This window comes from Microcystis sp. M179S2 (genome assembly GCF_020245805.1).
Classification (GTDB): domain Bacteria; phylum Cyanobacteriota; class Cyanobacteriia; order Cyanobacteriales; family Microcystaceae; genus Microcystis; species Microcystis aeruginosa.
Genome location: NZ_JADBUE010000340.1, coordinates 1 through 16,467 on the forward strand (window position 1 = coordinate 1; position 16,467 = coordinate 16,467).

At 36.3% G+C, this 16,467-nt stretch carries 14 protein-coding genes and 3 pseudogenes; 12 read left to right on the forward strand and 5 right to left on the reverse strand.

All coding sequences use genetic code 11. The features are described from left to right. Positions 1-97: 97 nt before the first annotated feature. From IM500_RS21100 to IM500_RS21110, 3 genes and pseudogenes are all read right to left on the reverse strand, one after another. Positions 98-193 (reverse strand): annotated as a pseudogene (locus IM500_RS21100) (element excision factor XisH family protein); the annotation flags it as partial. Positions 194-301: 108 nt separating this feature from the next. Next, positions 302-556 carry a type II toxin-antitoxin system RelE family toxin gene (locus tag IM500_RS21105; protein WP_002760111.1) on the reverse strand — a complete coding sequence of 85 codons (255 nt, stop codon included), beginning with the start codon at positions 554-556 and terminating at the stop codon, positions 302-304. After that, positions 553-750, reverse strand: a complete 198-nt coding sequence (locus IM500_RS21110; protein WP_002760112.1) for a RelB antitoxin-like protein — start codon at positions 748-750, stop codon at positions 553-555. The genes IM500_RS21105 and IM500_RS21110 overlap by 4 nt, the downstream gene beginning before the upstream one ends. A gap of 289 nt (positions 751-1,039) precedes the next feature. On the opposite strand from IM500_RS21110, the gene IM500_RS21115 reads away from it, so the two are divergent. Both IM500_RS21115 and IM500_RS21120 read left to right on the forward strand, forming a co-directional pair. Further along, on the forward strand, positions 1,040-1,192 hold the full coding sequence (locus IM500_RS21115) for a hypothetical protein (protein WP_190723407.1): 153 nt from the start codon (positions 1,040-1,042) through the stop codon (positions 1,190-1,192). Between the two features lie 20 nt (positions 1,193-1,212). Next, the gene (locus IM500_RS21120) at positions 1,213-1,407 is read left to right on the forward strand and encodes a PIN domain-containing protein (RefSeq protein WP_190723405.1); all 195 of its coding nucleotides are present in this window, start codon (positions 1,213-1,215) and stop codon (positions 1,405-1,407) included. 55 nt (positions 1,408-1,462) lie between these two features. Here the strand turns inward: IM500_RS21120 and IM500_RS21125 are convergent, their stop codons facing one another. Then, positions 1,463-2,785, reverse strand: coding sequence for a tetratricopeptide repeat protein (locus IM500_RS21125; protein ID WP_287739484.1), 1,323 nt, complete (start codon positions 2,783-2,785; stop codon positions 1,463-1,465). After that, positions 2,778-4,295, reverse strand: a pseudogene (locus IM500_RS21135) (nSTAND3 domain-containing NTPase). Before IM500_RS21135 ends, IM500_RS21125 begins: the two are co-directional and overlap by 8 nt. Positions 4,296-4,595: 300 nt before the next feature. On the opposite strand from IM500_RS21135, the gene IM500_RS21140 reads away from it, so the two are divergent. The 10 genes and pseudogenes from IM500_RS21140 to IM500_RS21185 all read left to right on the forward strand — a co-directional run. Beyond that, complete coding sequence (locus IM500_RS21140; protein ID WP_287739487.1) at positions 4,596-5,681, forward strand: hypothetical protein; 1,086 nt, start codon at positions 4,596-4,598, stop codon at positions 5,679-5,681. Positions 5,682-5,959: 278 nt separating this feature from the next. Then, on the forward strand, positions 5,960-7,630 hold the full coding sequence (locus IM500_RS21145; protein ID WP_185237212.1) for a Ycf46 family AAA ATPase: 1,671 nt from the start codon (positions 5,960-5,962) through the stop codon (positions 7,628-7,630). 15 nt (positions 7,631-7,645) lie between these two features. Then, complete coding sequence (locus tag IM500_RS21150; RefSeq protein WP_190723397.1) at positions 7,646-8,404, forward strand: hypothetical protein; 759 nt, start codon at positions 7,646-7,648, stop codon at positions 8,402-8,404. Positions 8,405-8,418: 14 nt separating this feature from the next. Continuing rightward, complete coding sequence (locus IM500_RS21155) at positions 8,419-9,507, forward strand: GYF domain-containing protein (protein ID WP_190723395.1); 1,089 nt, start codon at positions 8,419-8,421, stop codon at positions 9,505-9,507. 24 nt (positions 9,508-9,531) lie between these two features. After that, positions 9,532-9,747, forward strand: a complete 216-nt coding sequence (locus tag IM500_RS21160) for a DUF2997 domain-containing protein (protein ID WP_185237209.1) — start codon at positions 9,532-9,534, stop codon at positions 9,745-9,747. Between the two features lie 58 nt (positions 9,748-9,805). Beyond that, a complete protein-coding gene (locus IM500_RS21165) occupies positions 9,806-10,435 on the forward strand; it encodes a 4Fe-4S single cluster domain-containing protein (protein WP_190723393.1) in 630 nt (209 codons plus the stop codon). Positions 10,436-10,485: 50 nt separating this feature from the next. Further along, positions 10,486-11,001, forward strand: a complete 516-nt coding sequence (locus IM500_RS21170; RefSeq protein WP_190723391.1) for a hypothetical protein — start codon at positions 10,486-10,488, stop codon at positions 10,999-11,001. Between the two features lie 11 nt (positions 11,002-11,012). Beyond that, positions 11,013-12,740 carry a type IV secretory system conjugative DNA transfer family protein gene (locus IM500_RS21175; RefSeq protein WP_190723389.1) on the forward strand — a complete coding sequence of 576 codons (1,728 nt, stop codon included), beginning with the start codon at positions 11,013-11,015 and terminating at the stop codon, positions 12,738-12,740. Between the two features lie 5 nt (positions 12,741-12,745). After that, positions 12,746-13,294 carry a Mov34/MPN/PAD-1 family protein gene (locus tag IM500_RS24890; protein WP_002793844.1) on the forward strand — a complete coding sequence of 183 codons (549 nt, stop codon included), beginning with the start codon at positions 12,746-12,748 and terminating at the stop codon, positions 13,292-13,294. A 38-nt stretch (positions 13,295-13,332) separates the two neighbouring features. Next, positions 13,333-16,308, forward strand: a pseudogene (locus tag IM500_RS21185) (WD40 domain-containing protein); the annotation flags it as partial. Positions 16,309-16,467: the final 159 nt, after the last annotated feature.

The window sequence follows — 16,467 nt, forward strand, 5'->3', positions numbered from 1 at the left end:
AGTACATGGTTTTTTAACTGTGGTATGCGACGGTGGTGGAAGCAGAAACTTAAATCGTGAGGTTTAGGAATCGCCGCACTTTTAGGGCGGCGAGGATGTCAAATTCAATAGGATAAGGATCAGCCGTAATTGTCCAGCCGTCTTTAATTAAGGCATTTTTAACGGCTTCGTGATAGAGGTCTTTTGCTGGCATTTGCCTCCTTCTATTTTGATCACTGGATTTATTATAAGCGATCGCCCTCCTCTTCTCACAGTAAAATAGCGATCGCCTCTTCCAAATTTTTATTAAAAACGCGATCGCCTATCGGTAGATGTCCTTTCGATGTCCAATATCTAAAATAATCACCTTTTTTGCGGAATCATCTATCGCGTAAATAACGCGATAAACTCCAATCCGAATCCGCCAGCCTTCTCGTCCTGTCAGTTTGAGACACCCTGCTGGTCTTGGATTGTCAGCTAATGCTCTAATCCCGTCTCGAACTTTCTGATAACTATCTTGGGGAAGATTAGCTAAAGCCTTAGAAGCTTGTTTTTTAATCGCAATAGTGTAATTCATTGACGACTATTTTCAATTTCGGCGATCGCCTCTTCAAAAGGAATTTCTTCCTCTTCCGAAATAGCTAAATCATAGGCTCTAATAGCATTCAATTCTTCAGAATCTTCTAGGAGTTTTCGATATTCCTCTATATCTAAAAGAATACCGATTTGATTACCCTGTTCATCAGTAATATACTTTTGCTTTAATGGCATTGATAATTACCTTGTTTGTTAATTTTATCCCCTATTATAGCTCAAATTTCTCCTTCATCCTCAACTCAACAGCGATCGCCTTTCTCAAACACAATAAAACAGCGATCGCTCCAATTAAAGTTAAGATGAGAAACTATACCTCAACTTATCCTAAGAATTAAAGATTAAAAAGTATTTCCTATTCTACAAACTAATGGTATTAATTTAGCTAGAGTTGAGGGTTTGACTTTAGAAAATTGGAATGCTATAATAAATAATGCCTAAATACCAATATTCGGAATAAGTAATTATGCCATCTTTAGACTTCTTAATTAAAGAATTGAATAATAATGGTAGCGAAGTAATAGATATAATTAAAATTTATTCCCCAAACACCATTAAGCAAAAAGTTATGGGAAATCCGACAGCGAGCGATTGCATCTGGATTGCAACTGCTCAATGAAGACGAAATAGAACAAGAACTTGCTGCACGTCGAGGAGGGTGCAGTGAGTCATGAAATTGCTGGCACTTACGGTTTAGCGGCGATGGATGCACTTCACGTTGCTGCTGCGCTGCAAATTCAAGCTGATGAACTAATCACCACCGAAAAGCCAACCAAACCAATGCACCGAGTCAGGGAAATTCAGATTGTTTCAATAGACATCTCTTTTGCATGAGTAGAAAACGGGTTTCTCCGAGAAACCCGTTTTCTGTGCGTTACTCAGTCTCAACTTAGTTGGGGTTTAACAACCTTTCTAGGTTTTGTTCACAGTTCTCTTTATGGGAGAGCATATTTAATTTTTCAGAAAGATGTAAAGCTCGTTGCCAGTGATTAATAGCTGATTTAAGATCATGGGTTTTTTCTTCAAATTCGGCCAAAATAATTAAAGTCTCTAGTTCTACATATCGTTCTCCAATATCGAGGGCAATATCTAAAGCTTGATTAAGATATTGATAGGCTAGATCATCCTTTCGAGTGATACTATAAATTTCTCCTAATCCAGCACAAGCATGGGCAACACCTGCCACATCTGAAATAGCTAAAGCTTTTTTCTTTTGTTGTTTAAAGTATTTTTCAGACTCCTGAAAATTTGCTTGTTGCCCATAAATTGAGGCTAAATTTCCCAAAGACAAAATAATTCCTGCTTCATCGGTTATTTGCTCAGATAAGTTAAGACTTCTTTGAGTGTAATCGATAGCTTGATTCAAATCATTGATTCGCCGGTGTGCTTCTCCTAAATTTCGTAAAGCTATTGCTTGATAAATAAGATTTTTAATTTTTTCTGCCCATTTTAAGTATTTTTCTAAACAAGCAATAGTCTGGTCAACTTTTCCCTGATAACCATAACAATTACCCAGATTTAAATAAGCAACATTAATAATCTCAAATTTTTCGTCACAATCGGGAATAATCTCGGCTAGATTTAAAACTTCATTCAGTCCTATTTCAGCGCTTAAATATTCACCTTTTATTCCATCAATTGTTGCTATATTTACTTTGCCTCTTGCTTTCCAAAGAGGATTATTTAATTGCTCTGCTAAGGATAACAGTTTCTCTGCATAATTTTTTGCTTGGTCTAATTGTCCTAATTCTCGATACATATAACCAAGTTCACTTAAACAGAGAAAATCGGTTTCATTGTCAAGATTTCCTAATAATTCTTTACACAGTTTTATGCCCTCTTCATACCGTCCCCAGATGAGTAATTGTTTGTGCAAAGGTAAAGAAGTTGGATCATGAATTTCTAAGGGTAAAGAAAATAAAGATTTAGCTTCTTTATACCAACCTAATCGACACAGACAGAGAAATGCTTCCACATAACGACTTGCCCGTTCTTGAATAGAGAGCTGCTGTCCCATTTTATCCTTAATATGGCGTTCATAACCAATTAAATGCCAGATAAATGCGCCAAAATGTGCTTTTTCAAAATGACTCCCTGTCGCCCCTAAAATTTCCCCTTTTTGTTTAACTTGAGCGAGTTCTCCAAAAACAGTAAAATCGATACTTGTGAGACGTTCTTTGACTCTTAATTGAGGAGATTGAAAATCATTCATGATTTGGTTTTCCTTCTTTTCTTTGGGTAGATACTAGATGCTTGAAAGCAACATTGCGAATTAAGCTGTGCTGTTTGATATGTGGTTCATATCCCAGTTGTTTTTGAGTTTCTACTAAATAACGGTTAAACAAGGTAAAAAGAGCTAGGTCTAAATCTTGTTCCTCGTATTCTGAAAATAATTGAAGATTTTCAAACCACGCATTTTTAAATTCAAAAGATGAATAAGTGGAGCCATAGATAAGCAATAAATAAGCAGTTTCAAAAGTGTTTTCAAGTCGCTCTATTGTTCTTTCGATTTCCTCCTCTAACAGTTGTTTTCGTAATTGTTTGGTCATTAAGTTAACTTTTTAATAATCATCAGGATTGGCTTTTTGAGCTTCATCAATCATTTCTCTTAATCGTCGAAATCGTGATTTATTCTCGTCATAATAAGTGCTAATATCTCCATTCAGTCTATCAATAATATCACCGGAAATTAAGCGGATAGCGAGAGGATGTCCTTCATGAAGTTTTCCGATCTCTTTAAGGTAAGCAAGGTTACGTCCATGAAGAATTAATTCGACTTCTGCTTGTTGAAATAAGCGTTCAAATAACTGTAAACTTTCCTGATCCTCTAATCCCATTAATGGCTGAATATGCCAATATTGATCTTGACTAAAAGTTTCAAAATCTTCAGGCTTATCCTGCGAAGTTATCACAATTCGAGTCTGACAATTTTCGGCTTCTAATATTTTTTGAAAAAAGACTCGCCAGAGGGGGTCTTTAAAGCGATTACTGCCATCTTGTTTTTCTCCTTGTAAAAGATTTTCCATTGAATCAAACCAAATTAATCGACGATTATTGCTCAGATGATTAACCAGTTGAGTTAATAATTGTTCTGGGTTTTTTGCTTGTTTTGCCGTAACAGGTTCATCGCCACGATTGAGTAAATCAATAGCTGTGCTGATAAAGTTTTGTGCTTCTGATTGCGACTGTTGATCCTCCCGTTGATTAAACCCATCAAAATCAATAGGCAGTTCAGGAGGAAACCCTTCTTGACATAAAGCTAAGGCCAATTTGTAGGCGAGGGCAGTTTTTCCAATACCTGTTATTCCTGTAATTACGACAATGCGACAATCGCCTCTTAGTTTTTCCAGTAAATCACTTTGAAGAGACTCTCGCCCCACCCAGATAGGCTCGATATCTTGAGTCAGTTTTTGCAAAAGATTATCTAGATCTGCGACTTTTGAAGGGTCGATGTTCAAAGCTCGACAAAAGGCAAAAAAACCTTCCGATTGAATGGTTTTACCCCTCAAAAAATGATCTAAAGTCTCCAGTGAGCAGTTGTCGGCGTAATAAGAGTAATAAGTGTGGGCTGGGTCTTTTGAAATTTCCTCCCAATTCCCATCGGGTTTGGAAAATTGACTAGCCTCGGTGCATAAGTATTTTCTAGTCCAGCCTTCTTTTTGTTTTTGCGCCCATCGGGTTTTGACTTGCTCAAGTCCCGCTACGGAGAGTTTTAACTTCATTGCTCTCTATTCAATCTACATAAGTTTATTTCTCTATTGTTGATCAATTATCCCCAGAAATTCTCATTTTTTGAAAAATTTTCTCTCAATGTGACTAAGTACATATCAGCTATTTGCTCAATTATAGGTATAGGAAGCCATTCAAGCTTTCTAATTCTTTCTAATTCCAGCTTCTTTTGCTTTTTGCGCCCAAAAATCATCGTTTTGCTTGCTTCTCCGTAGAAATCTAAGGATTTCTATCGCTTTACTCCCAATGAAGAGAGCCTCATTGCTCGTTGTCCTCTTCCTAAGGGTAGCAAAATGGCTATTTCTCAAATAATCAACCAAACCAATGGTAAACAGTTTATCTCATTATCATCTACATCGGTGCGGCTACTGTCGTCGGATGGAGGTGATGTCAATCACTTATTTAGCGGTCAAATACCAGAGCGTCACTATGAGCAACTTTCTTGTTGGCTTAATTTAAAACCAAACGAGGAAAAGGACTTAACGGCACAAACATTTGCAACGCTAAAGACCACAAATTACACCCAAAAAGATCCCCTATTCACTTTAAGGACTGTCCGAAGAATGTTACAGGATAACGGTCTTCTCTTTGTCTATGATATATCCCAAACCCCTGATATTGAGCAATATGTGAAGATTCTGTTTTCTTGTGCTGGATTTATTGTGTTAAATAACATTGGCAACTGCTGGATTCTTTGCAAAAGAGCCTTACTTTCTTTTGATGTGCCAAAGGTCAAAGGTTATCTGGTCAAGGAAGCGGAAACACTGGCAGAAATTGAATCCTATTTCTTATTTCTCAAGAATCGCTATCCTGAGTCACAAAATTATTGCAAAGAAATCGACGATTTATTTACTCACCAATCGGTTATTTTTCTAGCCTATCCTGAACAGAATCCCTCTCAGGTAATCGGTGTTGCACGTTATACCTATTCTCTGCCTGAATATGGCTACTATTTGCCTTGTCAACTGGCAACATTTTGTGAAGGAAAACACACAGGAAAGCATTTGATGTTACCCAAAAATGTAACAAGCATCGGAGAAAGTCTCTCTCTCTATGATGAAAAGGGAACTGGCAAAAAAGGAACAAGTTATCTTGTTTATCAGCAATTGATTCGAGCTATCTTGACTTACAAACATGATATTGCTCACACTGAAATTTCCTACACGACTTATCCAAAAGGGGACGAAACAATTGAAGCACTCTATAAAGAACGTTTTGGATTTAAGCACACTCTACACGATAATGAAAAAGTTTGCTTAAAATATGGAACATTTGCCGGTCAATGGTATCTCATTGAACTGGAGCAGTGGATGATTAAGCATCAGTACCACAACGCTGACCAGATTTTTCATAAACATAAGGAAGCGTTTGCGGTGTGAAGTCTAGCTCAACAGGTTTCCGATAAATACTAGATTTTGGGAACTTAAGGTAAATTATCCTGAAAATTGGCTATATCCTTAAGTGTCCCGAAGTTGAACTAGAGTCTTAGCGACGCAATGCCTTATCCCACAAAGACTTACAGCTTTTCAAAAAAAATCTGCATCGGGGAAAGTCCCAAGTTTATACCATAGAAAGTATCCATAAGGCTGATCACACGAAATTCAAGAGAGTCGCAGAAATTAAAGCGTAAAGGGCAAAAGCTAAAATCCAAACCGATATGCAAACACACGATGCCAACAAATTCAGTATTCTAGTAGGAAACCTTTTCAGAGCAAGGTTTCCCTATTTGTATATCCCAACTTGGGAAGAAGAAAGAGTGATTAATATCCTTCGCTCGGTTGCTACTGAGGCCAGCAAAATTCGCACAACTCGGAATTGTTTTGTGTGGAAGTTGACAACAGGGATGACAGCGGATAATAAACAATCTAGTCAAGCTGAAACCAATACACAGAGCAAACTATTAGAACCAATTAAAGCTCTTGAGTTCATAGATAACTATGCCGAGCCTGCTATCTTTATCCTAGTAGATTTCCATGTGTACTTTGGTGAACGAGGTAAAACACCCGATTATCAGATTATCCGCAAACTACGCGATCTTTCTGCTAGATTAAGACGCAGCAGTAAGCCGAAAAATGTTGTTTTTATTGCTCCTACAGTTGTTTTGCCCAATGAATTACAGAAAGAGGTCACAATTGTTGACTTTGAGTTGCCATCTTTTGAGGAAATTAAGGCTGTTTTAGAGGAGATGATTACAGCAAATCGGCAAAGTGGCAAAATTATTATTGAGCTTAACGACGAGGAAACTGAACGTTTAGCAAAAGCAGCATTAGGTTTGACTTTACAGGAAGCGGAAAATGCTTTTGCTCGTGCAATGGTCGAAGGCGGAAGACTCGACATTTCAGACATTGAGATTATACTTGAAGAAAAACAGCAAATTATCAGAAAAACAGGCATTTTAGAATTTATTAAAAGTACCATCAATCTAGAAGATGTAGGAGGACTCGAAAATTTAAAACGCTGGCTTAGTAAGCGTAACAAATCTTGGCAGGAATCAGCACAGCTTTATCATATTCCTCCACCAAAAGGCGTATTGATTACAGGTGTCCCTGGCTGTGGAAAAAGTTTAATTGTTAAAGCGATTAGTGCTATGTGGCAATTGCCATTACTGCGCCTAGATATGGGTAAAGTTTTCAGTGGTTTAGTTGGCAGCAGTGAAGAGAATATGCGTCAAGCTATCAAAACTGCTGAGGCGATCGCTCCTTGTATTCTCTGGATTGATGAGATAGAAAAGGGATTCAGTAGTGTTTCTGGTTCTGGCGGAGATGGTGGCACTTCTACTCGTGTTTTTGGTACTTTTCTGACTTGGATGCAAGAGAAAACAAAACCAGTTTTTGTAGCAGCAACCGCCAATAATATACACAGTTTGCCACCTGAACTACTTAGAAAAGGTCGTTTTGACGAAATTTTCTTTGTCGATTTGCCCACTTTACATGAAAGAAAGGAGATTTTTCGTGTTCATCTAAACAAACGTTTACAAGAGCCTGAAGTGTGTGGCAATCTACAGCTAAACGAAAATTTTCTAGTTAGTTTAGCTCAGATAACTGAAGGTTTTGTGGGTGCGGAAGTTGAACAAGCGGTAATCTCAGCCCTATTTGAAGCATTTGCTGAGAATCGTAGTATCGAATCTGATGATTTTTCCCTAGCCATAAAAAACACTGTACCACTTTCAGTCACACAAGCTGAACAAATTCATGCTATCCGAGAATGGGCAAACGTGAGGGCTGTAGCGGCAACCAGCAACCAAGACAGATCAGGTTACGACCAAAAAGTCGAAAAAGCTGATGTTGACGTTCGGGTGTCACGAGGCGGCAGAACTATTGATTTCTAAAGGAGAAATAATTTTATGTCTATCAGTCTTTTATTACTTCCAGTTGCTTTAGCTTTAAGAGCAATAGTTGGCAAAGATAAATTAGAAGAATGGGCAGCTTCTTCACAAAATAAAGTTCCCACTAATTTCAAGGATGGTAATGAACTAGAACGTTTTGTTATAGGTGCTGGTTACGATGCAGAAAAGTGGGGAAGTAGTTATAAAACCCATCTACAAGGAGAAAAAGATTTCTTTTTCTGGGATTTAATAGATGGCCAATGGGTTGCTGTGTTTAGAAAATCTACTCCAGATGATGTACTTAATCGCTTTATTAAGGCTGTAGAAAAGCGTGCTGGTCGTCAAATTTTTTATGCTACTAATGATTCCACCAGTCAATCAGTTAAATCAGCTAAAACGATTGAACCGGTGGAATCAACAAAATCTGAAGTATTTCCTACAAACTTTCGAGATAAAAATCTGTTACGTCAAACCTTAATAAAGTTTGGTATGCTTCCCAAAGAAACAATAAATGGCGAGTTAATTTGTAATGTTGGTCCAACCTCCTTGTGCTTTTTTCCTTCCGATGATGGTTCGTTTTTTGTTGAAGTTAACGCCAAAGAACTGAAGTTAATTTACAACAGCTTATCAACCATTGATGAAGATTACAAGCTTCAAATCCAAAAGGAAACTCTCGAATCACTGAAACAAAGAGCTAAAGAGCGAAACCTTGTTATTGAAAGCGAAGAAGTACAAGAAGACAATTCTATACTTTTGACATTAACAATTAATTCTTGAGGAGGAATTAAAAAATGAAAGATCAAGAAGAGGTTTACTTCAATGAATCTGGACTTAAAGTGACAGACCGAAATGTTTATTTAGCAAATAAAACACTCAAGACAGATGAAATTGTCAGCTTTAAAAAAGAGGAGATACCAGCTAAAGTACATCCTGTTTTATGGCTGCTTCAGCTTGTTATTGTTGGGATAATGGTATTTCATTTATACACAACTTACCAAAGCAATATCTTTCTTTTTGTTTTAGCATTGATTTTTATTGTTTTTGTTGGAGCTATGCAGTTTACGTCTATAGTAACAATTAAGCCTAGCAAAACTGTAATGGCAATCATCCTTTTTGCGGGTTGTCTTATTTTAACTTGGCCAATATTTCCACGAATCTTTTTTTATTTGGCTCTGATAATAAGTAGTGGAGCTATAAGTGGTGGTAGTAAAGAAAATGAACCGAGTCAAGAAAGACTGATTATCACCAGTGCGTCTGGACAGCATACAGTGGAACCTTTTAGCAGGAGAGAAGCTACTTTAGCTCTAGATGCAATTGAAAAGGCGATAGAAGCCGCCGAAAATTACAAAAATCTTCGAGAAAATAATTATAGTTTAAGAGTATCAGGTGAAACTTATGGTCCGTATGATTTAGATACCGTTCGGCATTTGCTTACTACACGCCAAATAAATCCTAATGGATGTCTATTTTGGAAGCCTGGAATGATAGAATGGACTCCAATAACAGAGATTCGACAACTAAGAGAATTAATTCCACCCTCCACATTAGAAAATATACAAAAACCAACAGAGACTATATCTAAAAAGACAGAAAAACAATATTCTTCTCAACAAGAAAAAGCTGTTGAATTTGAACCTGTTGATTTGAATAATGCTCCCCTAGAAGATTTACTTTTATTGCCAAATATGACAATAAACAAAGCCGAAAATCTAATCAGAGAACGTGAATTGCGTTTAGGATTTAGTAGTATTGAGGAAGTTGCCGAATTTTTACAATTACAACCTCATCTAGTAACAAAGTTAAAAGCAAAAGCTGTTATTCTTGCTTACCAATCTGAAAATATTTCAGACGCTCAAGATCAACGTCTAATTGATTTTTAATTAATAACTTAAGGAGAGTCAACTATGTCTAAAAAAATACAACTTCGGATTTTCCCTGATGGTCGCGTACAAGCAGAAGTTCAGGGTATTAAAGGCAAAGCTTGTACCGACTATATTGAAATTTTAGAAGAAGTTCTCAATGCTGAAGTATATGAGTCTTCCTATACTCCTGAATATTACGAGAATCAAGAAGTTTGGTTAAGTCAACAAATAGACGAAACCGTACAGGATAGAAGTTAAAAGGCTTCTAGTTTGTTCATCAATTGCTAACTCTATTAACATAATCTTGGCTTTTTCTATGGAATTACGAATCAATAAGTTTTTGCCTCATACGCGGGCTGAAGGACCCGGAGAACGTGCTTGTATTTGGGTTCAAGGTTGTCCAATTCGATGTCCTGGCTGTGCTGTTCCTTGGACGTGGGAAGATAACGGTGGCAAAATTGTTGAAACAGAACGTCTTTTCGAGCGCATTCTCAGCAGTCCAACTATAGAAGGAGTAACCTTTGTCGGTGGCGAACCTTTTGCCCAAGCTGCGGCTCTAGCTCATCTTGGTCAATTGTTACAAAAAGTAGGCTTGTCAGTTGTCACTTTTACTGGGTATCTTTATGAGAGTCTTAGCACCAGTTCTCGGCAAGATTGGCATAATTTACTTGCAGTAACCGATTTATTAATTGACGGTCCTTATCGTCAAGATTTAAATGACATAAATCGTCCTTGGGTTGGTTCTTCTAATCAACAATATCACTTTCTTTCACCGCGATACTTACACATGAAAAATACTTTAACCAACATTGCCAATCGTTTAGAAATTAGGATTTATCAAGATGGTCAGATATTTCTTAATGGGATGGCTAGTAGTGAACAGATAGAAAGTTTAATTAACAACTCTGGCTTTTACATATCATCGGCTACAATACCTAGTGATTGATAAATTTTATCGTTTTCTTTGTACTACAAACTTTACCAAGAGGTGAATTTATGCCTAACGAATTTATTCCCAGTGACGCTGAATTACAACATCTTATTAGTCAGTTTGAAGCAAAAGCTGCTGCACACCAAGCAGAAGCTAACAAATATAGTGAAATGGCAAAGGGTGCTAGTGATCAAGAGCGTAAGGCTCTTATAGAAAAAGCTAAACAGGAATATCGAGATGCTCAGAATTGTAGAAGTCAAGCTAATGATTTGAGGAAACTTCTCAAACAACGACAAGACCAACAAAGACAAAAATTTTCTGAAGCTACAAAAGAAGTTATGAAAGCAAGAGAAGAAGTTAATCGTCAAAAAAATGATGGTACTAAAGAAAGACTTAAAAGCGAAAAAGATCATCAGGTGCAAAGTATTTTAAAAGACAAAAAAGAAAGAGAAGAAGCTGCCCGTCAAAAAACCCTTGAAGAACAAAGACAGAAACAAATGCAAGAAGTTGCTAGAAATGCTGCTAGTTTAAGTCAACAACCAATGACACAATTACCTAGCAATCAAAGAACTCAAGGATAGAGGAAAAAATCATGTCTCAAGATCCATTTAACTTAGTGTTTAAAATGTTTGAAATATCTATAGCAGTAGCAGGTAAAATACTGCTAATGTTTTTCAACATTGTTCGTCGCTATCCCTTTCATTTCTTAACAGGTTTGCTATTTGTTCTCGCTGCTAAATATCTTGTCCCTCAATTAACCGTTGATTATCTTGCTCTGATTTTTGGGGTTGGGTTTATAGCAGCAATGATCTTTCAAGTAAAAAGCTTTGCTCTTCCTTCTAAAAGTTCAGATAGAAAAAAAATTGGTGGTGGACAAGCTACAGCACGCTGGTCAAATGAAAAAGATCTGGAAGCCTTAAATCTATTTGATTCTCAAGGTCTTGTGCTAGGAAAAATTACGAAAAAGAAAGGAATGATCTCACGAAAAACACAATCAGATTCACTACTACTTAGATTTAATCAAGATTGGAGTGGCTTTGAAGGCAATTTAATAACTATTGCTCCCCCTGGTGCGGGTAAAGGTGTTGGAGTAGTTATTCCTAATCTTTTAACCTATCCCGGCTCAGTTATTGTTACAGATCCTAAAGGAGAAAATTATGCAGTAACAGCATTTGCACGCCAACGCATGGGACAAAATGTACTTTGTTTAGATCCTTTTGGAATTTGTGACAAAAAAGATCAGGCTCAATTGAATCCTTTAGATCTTTTAGATCCTGATGAAGATGACTTAATAGATGATGCTAGAACTTTAGCAGATTCTTTAATTTTAAGACCAAAAAGTGAGCAGGGTAACGATAAATATTTTAATGATGAAGCAGTTACTCTTTTAACTGGATTTATTCTCTATGTCGTTTGTGAATCCCCTGAAGAATCGAGACATCTAGGAGAGGTAAGAAAACTGCTCACTTCTCCTCCTAATGAATTAGCTTTTCACCTTAACATGATGGAAAGCTCTTCTTATGCTCATGGAATAATTGCCAGAACCGCATCTGGTTTCAAACAATTAGCAGAAAACACCGCTTCTAGTGTCCTTTCCACTGTTAAAAGTAATACCGGATTTCTTGACTCTCCCAGAGTTATCAAGTCTTTATCTCGGAGTAGTTTTGATATTAAAGACCTCAAAAGAACGGGTGATGTTTCTCTTTACTTAGTTTTACCTACTGATAAATTATCATCCTATTCTCGCTTACTCCGATTATGGATAAGTACGGCTATTCGAGCCATTTTAAGTGTTCAAGGTAAACCGAGACATCGAGTTTTATTCTTACTAGATGAAATGGCACAATTAGGTCGGATGGATTCTCTAAGAGATGCTGTTTCAATTGTCAGAGGTTATGGCGCAACTATTTGGACAATTTTACAAGATTTATCTCAAATAAAAGCACTTTATCCCAATGATGAATGGCAACCATTTATTTCTAGTAGCAAGGTGCAGCAGTATTTTGGGGTCGCCGACTTAGAGACGGCCAAATATGTCTCAGAAAAGCTAGGCAAAACAACAATTGAAGTGATATCGACTAGCGAGGGTCAAAATCAAAGTTATGGTCAAGTTGGTGGCAATAGCACAAGTTCTGGAACTACAAGAAACCAACAAGTTAGAGACCTTCTACATCCTGATGAAATCATGAGAATGAATCGCAATGAACAAATAATTTTTATTCAAGGTCACGATCCAATTATGGCAAAAAAGATAGAATATTTCAGAGAACCTTACTTTCAAGAAATGTCCTGTGACAATCCTCAACACGAATCAGTTTAGTAAAAATGTTAAACTACTTAAAACTCCAAACTATTTTTTCAGAGAGAGCCTTTTTAGCAATTGTCGCCGAAACCTATGAAAGCTCTAAAACAGAAACAGGTGGAATTTTCTTGGGAATAAAAACAGTTAATATATGGTACATTCTCGAAACATTAGATCCGGGCATACATCCTATTTTTCAACCCGGTTATTTTGAATATGATACTGAGTATATTAATCATTTATCTAAGAAAATAGGAAGATATTATCAGGAACCTATAGAACTTCTTGGACTTTGGCATAGACATCCTAGTAGTTTTGATTGTTTTTCACAAACTGATGATATAACAAATAAAAAATATGCTTCTCAAAATTCTGATGGAGCTATTTCTGCCCTAGTTAATCTTGACCCTGATTTCCGATTAACGATGTACCATGTTTTAATTGAACCCGATTCTTTATCACGCCCTCAATATACTAAAATTCCTATAGAAGTAGGCGACCACCTCATCCCAGAAAAATTTTTAACCCTCAAATCCTTCCCAGATTCCTTAGAAAATATTAATCAACATTGAAAATATAGCTATAATGAGAAAAATTATCTTCATAGATTATGCCAAGACTAAATACAAGTGATACAGTTAAAGAACAACTTTCTCTTTTGTTAAGAAGATTATTAACGTATGTAAACGGTGAATTAGTAGATCAAGCTTATTGGTCAGATAAAATAATCTATAACTGGTTGAAATATGATAAACCTCACCCAAAACTAATTGTCAAAACAGAATTAAAGGTTTTGGTAGATTTTTGCAACGCTGGTACTAAAAAAACATCAGTTATTTCCCTCACTACAATTCAGATGAGAAATGTTCTTGATGTTTTAAAAGATTGGGGAATTCTTACAGATAATCGCACGAATCCTCAAGGATCACGACAAAGGCACTTCACCCTCAACCTTTGGAGTTCATTTACAGAAGAAAATTTGTGGAAATTTGAGGAAGAATGGGATAAGCGCAAATCTCCCGGTCTTGAAAACTCATCAGTTAAAACAGAAATAAATTATGATAATTTCGGATTAATTCCTGATATTTCTCAGATTTATGGTAGAGAAAAAGAACTAGAATTATTAAAACAAAAGTTTTTTCAAAATAGTCCCCCGTGTAAAATTATCGGAATTTTCGGAATAGCAGGAATCGGAAAAACATCTCTTGTCTGTAAACTGATTGAGCAAATTCAAGAGGAATTTCCCCGTGTTATCTATTGGTCTTTTTTGAATCCTCCTTTACCCCTAGAATTTCTTGAAAATATAAGTAATATTATTTCACAGAATATTAGTTTTAAGACAGAAGATAAATTTAAAATAAAACTGATAAAATTTATCAAGATACTAGCCAAATCTCGTTGTTTATTGTTTTTAGATAATATTGATGCGATTATTGAGCATGAAAACTATCGAGAATATAGTGAAATTTTACAAGCAATTGGTCAGTCAAAGCACAATAGCTGTTTAATTATAACCAGTCGAAAAATTCCTCAAGAACTTGAATCGTTAGTGGGAAATAAAACTTCAACTTATTTCCGAGAGTTACAAGGACTTGACTATCAAACTGGACGACAAATTTTGGGAGATATTGACACCTTTCATGGTTCAGAGGATGAATGGCAATTTTTAATTCAACAAGTCTGTCACGGCAATCCTTTATTCATCAAATCTATCGCTCATCATATTCAACGAGTTCATCATAATAATCTCTCGTATTTTCTTTTAAAAGGGAATCTTCTGATAGAAAAAGTCGAGTCTATTTTAAATTCTTACTTTCAGCAACTATCTAATTTAGAAAAAGCGATTATTTTTGAGTTAGCGATTAATCGAAATCCAGTTTCTTTGTCGGAACTAGAACATAATATTATCATTGAACCTGACGGTAAAAGTATCCAAGAAGGGATCAGATCATTATCTAGCAAAATTCTGTTAGATAAAAAAGATGACTACTTTACCATACATCCTCTACTGATTGAATATTTCACTCAAAAAATTATTACCATAGCAACCGAAGAAATCAAAACTCAAAAATTCCAATTATTAAGAAGTAACTCCTTGACTAAAACCACTGTTCCTGATTATCTAAGAAAGATTCAAATTAATGTTATTTTACACCCAATAATCAAGAACTTAATCCATAATTTTCAAGAAAATAATCTAGAAAGCAAACTAATTGATTGTTTAAAGACATTAAAACATCAACCTTCTGGACAAATTGGCGGCATTGCTGGCAATATTATCAACTTACTTAATATACTGAAAAATGGTCACTTAATCGGCTACGATTTTTCTCATATCTCTATTCGACAAGTCGATTTCTCAAACATTAGACTCAACCAAGTAGATTTTTCCTATTCACAGTTTTTTGACTGTATTTTCCCTCAAACTTGCGGTAGTATTTTATCAATTTCTTGCAGTCAGTTTAATCGCTCTTTTCCAAGAGAAGAGCTTTTAGCAACTGGTGACAGTCATGGGATGATTTACCTCTGGAAAGTCAAACAAGACGGAAAATTAGAATTAAGCAAAAGTTTTCCTGCTCACGGAAGTTGGGTGTGGTCAGTAGCCTTAAATTCCGAGGGACAGTTACTAGCAAGTGGGGGACAAGACGGAATTATTAAAATTTGGTCTATTACAACAGATATATCTATAAATTGTCATTCTTTGCCCCACCCTTCTCAAAAACATCATGCTCCTATTAGAGCAGTTACTTTTAGTGCTGATAGTAAGTTTTTAGCCACAGGAAGTGAGGACAAAACTATTAAAATATGGTCAGTTGAAACAGGAGAATGTCTCCACACCCTTGAAGGACATCAAGAACGAGTAGGTGGTGTTACCTTTAGTCCAAATGGTCAACTTTTAGCCAGTGGGAGCGCTGATAAAACTATCAAAATATGGTCAGTTGACACGGGAGAATGTCTCCATACTCTTACAGGACACCAAGATTGGGTTTGGCAAGTTGCCTTTAGTTCCGATGGTCAACTTCTAGCCAGTGGAAGTGGGGATAAAACCATTAAAATATGGTCTATTATAGAAGGAGAATATCAAAATATTGATACTTTAACGGGACACGAAAGCTGGATTTGGTCAATTGCTTTTAGTCCGGACGGTCAATATATAGCCAGTGGGAGTGAAGATTTTACACTGCGGTTATGGTCAGTAAAAACCAGAGAATGTCTTCAATGTTTTAGGGGATATGGCAATCGATTATCATCAATTACTTTCAGCACCGATAGTCAATATATTTTGAGTGGTTCTATAGATCGTTCGATCCGATTATGGTCTATCAAAAACCATAAATGTCTTCAACAGATTAATGGTCATACTGACTGGATCTGTTCAGTAGCTTTTAGTCCCGATGGAAAAACATTGATAAGTGGAAGTGGAGATCAAACGATTAGATTATGGTCAGGGGAAAGTGGCGAAGTAATTAAAATTTTACAAGAAAAAGATTATTGGGTTTTATTGCATCAAGTCGCAGTTAGTGCGAATGGTCAACTGATTGCTAGTACCAGTCACGATAACACCATCAAACTTTGGGATATTAGGCTCTTCGTTACTTGTTATGGTTCGATAGGGGGGCATAAATCGACTAAATCCTTATCTGGCAAGAGACTTAATTGATTAGTTCGCTCTAGATAAAAAACAATTGACAAAAATCGCTAAATGCCTTTCTATATAAGGGTTCCATCCCTTATAATCCCCGTC

Bases quoted from the DNA above. Each gene is read 5' to 3' on its own strand.
- IM500_RS21150 (WP_190723397.1), top strand. From the start codon at position 7,646: ATGTCTATCAGTCTTTTATTACTTCCAGTTGCTTTAGCTTTAAGAGCA.
- IM500_RS21165 (WP_190723393.1), top strand. From the start codon at position 9,806: ATGGAATTACGAATCAATAAGTTTTTGCCTCATACGCGGGCTGAAGGA.
- IM500_RS21170 (WP_190723391.1), top strand. From the start codon at position 10,486: ATGCCTAACGAATTTATTCCCAGTGACGCTGAATTACAACATCTTATT.
- IM500_RS21160 (WP_185237209.1), top strand. From the start codon at position 9,532: ATGTCTAAAAAAATACAACTTCGGATTTTCCCTGATGGTCGCGTACAA.
- IM500_RS21140 (WP_287739487.1), top strand. From the start codon at position 4,596: ATGGCTATTTCTCAAATAATCAACCAAACCAATGGTAAACAGTTTATC.
- IM500_RS21155 (WP_190723395.1), top strand. From the start codon at position 8,419: ATGAAAGATCAAGAAGAGGTTTACTTCAATGAATCTGGACTTAAAGTG.
- IM500_RS21115 (WP_190723407.1), top strand. From the start codon at position 1,040: ATGCCATCTTTAGACTTCTTAATTAAAGAATTGAATAATAATGGTAGC.
- IM500_RS21125 (WP_287739484.1), bottom strand. From the start codon at position 2,785: ATGAATGATTTTCAATCTCCTCAATTAAGAGTCAAAGAACGTCTCACA.
- IM500_RS21110 (WP_002760112.1), bottom strand. From the start codon at position 750: ATGCCATTAAAGCAAAAGTATATTACTGATGAACAGGGTAATCAAATC.
- IM500_RS24890 (WP_002793844.1), top strand. From the start codon at position 12,746: ATGTTAAACTACTTAAAACTCCAAACTATTTTTTCAGAGAGAGCCTTT.
- IM500_RS21145 (WP_185237212.1), top strand. From the start codon at position 5,960: ATGCAAACACACGATGCCAACAAATTCAGTATTCTAGTAGGAAACCTT.
- IM500_RS21105 (WP_002760111.1), bottom strand. From the start codon at position 556: ATGAATTACACTATTGCGATTAAAAAACAAGCTTCTAAGGCTTTAGCT.
- IM500_RS21175 (WP_190723389.1), top strand. From the start codon at position 11,013: ATGTCTCAAGATCCATTTAACTTAGTGTTTAAAATGTTTGAAATATCT.